The sequence below is a fragment of the Allosphingosinicella sp. genome (assembly GCF_036387215.1).
Classification (GTDB): Bacteria; Pseudomonadota; Alphaproteobacteria; order Sphingomonadales; family Sphingomonadaceae; genus Allosphingosinicella.
Genome location: NZ_DASVUE010000387.1, coordinates 1 through 3,141, shown reverse-complemented (window position 1 = coordinate 3,141; position 3,141 = coordinate 1). Strand labels below are relative to the sequence as shown.

6 protein-coding genes are annotated in these 3,141 nt (G+C 65.6%); 3 read left to right on the top strand and 3 right to left on the bottom strand.

Going from position 1 to position 3,141, the window contains the following annotated elements:
* A partial coding sequence (locus tag VF662_RS14915; protein ID WP_464142670.1) for a double zinc ribbon domain-containing protein occupies positions 1 to 122 on the bottom strand: 122 nt, incomplete at its 3' end.
* Positions 123 to 172: 50 nt separating this feature from the next.
* Between VF662_RS14915 and VF662_RS14910 the strand changes: the two genes are divergently transcribed.
* The gene (locus tag VF662_RS14910) at positions 173 to 1,030 is read left to right on the top strand and encodes a class I SAM-dependent methyltransferase (RefSeq protein WP_464142665.1); all 858 of its coding nucleotides are present in this window, start codon (positions 173 to 175) and stop codon (positions 1,028 to 1,030) included.
* Here the strand turns inward: VF662_RS14910 and VF662_RS14905 are convergent.
* On the bottom strand, positions 1,027 to 1,416 hold the full coding sequence (locus tag VF662_RS14905; RefSeq protein ID WP_464142669.1) for a (deoxy)nucleoside triphosphate pyrophosphohydrolase: 390 nt from the start codon (positions 1,414 to 1,416) through the stop codon (positions 1,027 to 1,029). The two genes, VF662_RS14910 and VF662_RS14905, sit on opposite strands and share 4 nt — an antisense overlap.
* Before the next feature lie 108 nt (positions 1,417 to 1,524).
* Here VF662_RS14905 and VF662_RS14900 point away from each other — a divergent pair, with 108 nt between their 5' ends.
* On the top strand, positions 1,525 to 1,704 hold the full coding sequence (locus VF662_RS14900; RefSeq protein WP_464142663.1) for a Flp family type IVb pilin: 180 nt from the start codon (positions 1,525 to 1,527) through the stop codon (positions 1,702 to 1,704).
* A gap of 131 nt (positions 1,705 to 1,835) precedes the next feature.
* Entirely contained in the window at positions 1,836 to 2,009 is a 174-nt protein-coding gene (locus VF662_RS14895) for a Flp family type IVb pilin (RefSeq protein ID WP_464142667.1), read from the top strand.
* Positions 2,010 to 2,075: 66 nt separating this feature from the next.
* Here the strand turns inward: VF662_RS14895 and VF662_RS14890 are convergent.
* A partial coding sequence (locus VF662_RS14890; protein ID WP_464142661.1) for a M48 family metalloprotease occupies positions 2,076 to 3,141 on the bottom strand: 1,066 nt, incomplete at its 5' end.

Here is a 3,141-nt window from a genome sequence, read left to right as displayed (position 1 = left end):
TGCCAGCAGGCGAGGCAGAAACGGTGCTGTTCCGGAGTGACGGCGCCGCAGCCGGGGCAGCGCGGCGGAAGCGCGAAATCCACCGCCTGACGCGCCGCGGCGCGCGCGGCCTGGATCGCCATCTGCATGGCTCCACTTGTTCCCGAGCCTGCCCGTCGGCACAAGCCCGAACATGAGTGAGGACACGCCCTTCGACCGCCGGCTCCGCCGCATCAGGAGGGATCGTGCCGCGCCGCTGTTCGAAGGCGCGGACTATCTGCACCGGCTCGCTGCCGACGAACTGCTCGACCGGCTGGGCAGCGTCACGCGGGAGTTCCGGACCGCGCTCGATCTCGGCTGCTTAGGCGGCTACGCTGCGGATCGACTGCGCGCGATGGGGCTTCAGGTGACCTGCGCCGACCCCGGATTCCGGTTCGCCGATGCTGCTGAGGGCGTTCAGGCGGACGAGGACCGACTTCCATTCGCCGACGGCAGGTTCGATCTCGTCATCTCGGTCGGAGCGCTCGACAGTGTGAACGACCTTCCCGGTGCTCTGACCCTTGTCCGGCGCGCGCTTCGACCGGACGGCCTGTTTCTTGCCGCTTTCGCGGGTGCCGGGAGCCTTCCCCGGCTTCGAAACGCGATGAGCGCCGCCGACGCCGCCGTCGGAGCCGCCTCGCCCCGGATCCACCCTCAGATCGATGTGCGTGCAGCGGGCGATCTCCTCACTCGGGCGGGTTTCAAGCTGCAGGTTTCCGATTCGGACCCGGTGGAGGTGCGCTTCTCGAGCCTTATGGCGCTCGTGCGTGATTTGAGAGCAATGGGTGCGACGAACATCCTCGCGGCACGCTCGAAGCTGCCGATCGGCAGGCACGGGCTGGCGGCGGCCATGGCGACCTTCGACGCGCAGGCCGATCCCGACGGCAAGACGAGCGAACGGTTCGAGATCGTCTACCTCACTGGCTGGGCGCCCTCACCCGACCAGCCGCAGCCGGCGCGGCGCGGCAGCGCCACTGCTTCCCTTGCACAAGCCCTGCAGCGAAAAGGTTAGAGAAGGGCCTCGAGCAGCGCCACGAGCGGCTCGTCCGCCGGAGGCATCGGCAGCTGCGACATCTCGCCAGTCCGAACCCAATTCAGCGCACTCGCGTCGAGCGCCTGCGGCGTTCCGTGCCACTCGCGGCAGATGTAGAGCAAGAGGAGCAAATGGCGATCCCCTAGCGGCGCACTCGCAAAGGCCGCCGGCATAAGCGATGCGACGTTCACACGGATTCCAAGCTCCTCGCCCAGCTCGCGGATCAGCGCAGCCTCAGGAGTTTCGCCTTCATCGATCTTCCCGCCGGGAAATTCCCAGAGACCTGCCATCTGGCGGCCCGGCGGGCGCTGCTGGAGGAGCACCCTGCCCTCGGTGTCGACCAGAGCGGCAGCGACGACGATCATCGTCGGATTACTTGCCACTTTAACCCCCTCTCCTAGGCATTCGTTAACCGACGCCGGGTTATTGTTGCCGCGAGCCGGAAAATAGCTTCCGGCGACGGGGCTTAAGAAATGACGCGTCTGCTACAAAGACTTGTCGAAGACGACCGCGGCGTGTCCGCAGTCGAATATGGCCTCATCGTAGCATTGATCGTGGTTGCGATGCTTGCCGGGCTTGCCCAGGTTGCGACCGCGACGACGGGTATGTGGAACAATGTTTCATCGACTACCCGCACCCATGCTCCGATGTGATTTTTTTGCTGCTGCGCATTAAATATTTGGAAACCTCTGCCCCGTAGAACCAGCTTAGCTCACTCCAGAAATCCAGCGGAGGGGCAGGAAGTGTGGACTTCCAAAGCTTTGGAACAGGAGACCGGAACATGATGATCAAGATTCGCAAGATGCTGAAGGACACCAAGGGCGCCACCGCGATCGAGTACGGCCTGATCGCCGCTCTTATCGCCGTTGCCGCCATCACCGCCATGTCGGCGCTGGGCACTCAGCTGAACAACACGCTGACCAAGGTCAAGACCGAGATGGCCAAGACCGGTTCGTAAGCTCGCTTACGACTGAATGAGGGCCGGGCGGCGGGACCATGTTCCGCCGCCCGGTTTCGTTTGTGCTCAGCTTCTCGCGCCGTAGACGACGAGCTTCACCTTGGTGCCGGGCCGAAGCGTGCTGTTCGCCTCGAGCGAGTTCAGCGTCAGGAAGCGCTCCAGCTTCAGATCGTTATAGGCCATCCGTCCGGCGAGGCTCTGGACCGTGTCCCCTGCCCTCACCGTCACCACATCGATGACCCGCGGCCGGATCGCCGCCGCTTCGTTGGCGGTTAGGCGCCGAAGCGACCCGACCATCGAGGAAAAGGCGCCGAGGCCGCTGCCGCCCGGGGTCAGCGTCACGAAATGATAAGCCGTGTCGGCATCCCACTGATAGGCGAAGACGGTAACGTCCACCACGCCCTGCTGGGTCTGTGCTCGGGCGGTGGTGTAGGCGGCGGGGATGCCGTTCACATTCGTCATGCGCGGCTGCGGGATCTGCAGCTGACCAGCCTGCTGGCCGGCGATCGAGCGGAACACCTGGCCGATATAGGCGGACATGTCGCCGTTATACGCGCCGGTCGAGAATTGCGCCTGGCCGTTCGCGCCCGAGATCGTCACCGCCCGGGCGCCGTTCTGCATCCCATAGCCGGTGGGAACGGTGAAGCCGATGCGAAGGTCCGGGTGGAGGAAATCCCGACCCTCGACGACCCCCTGGCGGGGATCGTCGCCGACCAGCACGCCGTCGAGCCGAGCAAGAAACTGGTCGCGGTTCCGATAGCCCGCTCCGACCCTTCCAGTCGCCTGGGCGCGCTGGGTTGCGCGGCGGACCCGGTCTTCGCTGAGCGGATGAGTGCGAGCCCAGGTGGGCACGGATCGCTCGTCATTGCGTCCTGAAGCACGCGCCTCGAGCGCCGTTGCGGCTCCGAGCGAGGCAAGCAGGGTCGGCGATGCGCCGGCGTCGTAGCCCGCCGCTGCCAGATAGCGGATGCCGAGATCGTCCGCCTCGAACTCCTGCTCGCGCGAGAAGCTGAGGGTCAGGATCTGGCTTCCCTGGCCGATGCCTTTCTGCAGGAGCTGGCCGAGCCCGGAATTCCCCGCCACGGCGCCCACGACGAGCTGGCCGAGCGCACCGAGAATGGTGTTGCGGGTT

Excerpts from the sequence above, each read along its gene's own strand:
- VF662_RS14910 (WP_464142665.1), top strand. The coding sequence starts at position 173 with ATGAGTGAGGACACGCCCTTCGACCGCCGGCTCCGCCGCATCAGGAGG.
- VF662_RS14905 (WP_464142669.1), bottom strand. The coding sequence starts at position 1,416 with ATGATCGTCGTCGCTGCCGCTCTGGTCGACACCGAGGGCAGGGTGCTC.
- VF662_RS14900 (WP_464142663.1), top strand. The coding sequence starts at position 1,525 with ATGACGCGTCTGCTACAAAGACTTGTCGAAGACGACCGCGGCGTGTCC.
- VF662_RS14895 (WP_464142667.1), top strand. The coding sequence starts at position 1,836 with ATGATCAAGATTCGCAAGATGCTGAAGGACACCAAGGGCGCCACCGCG.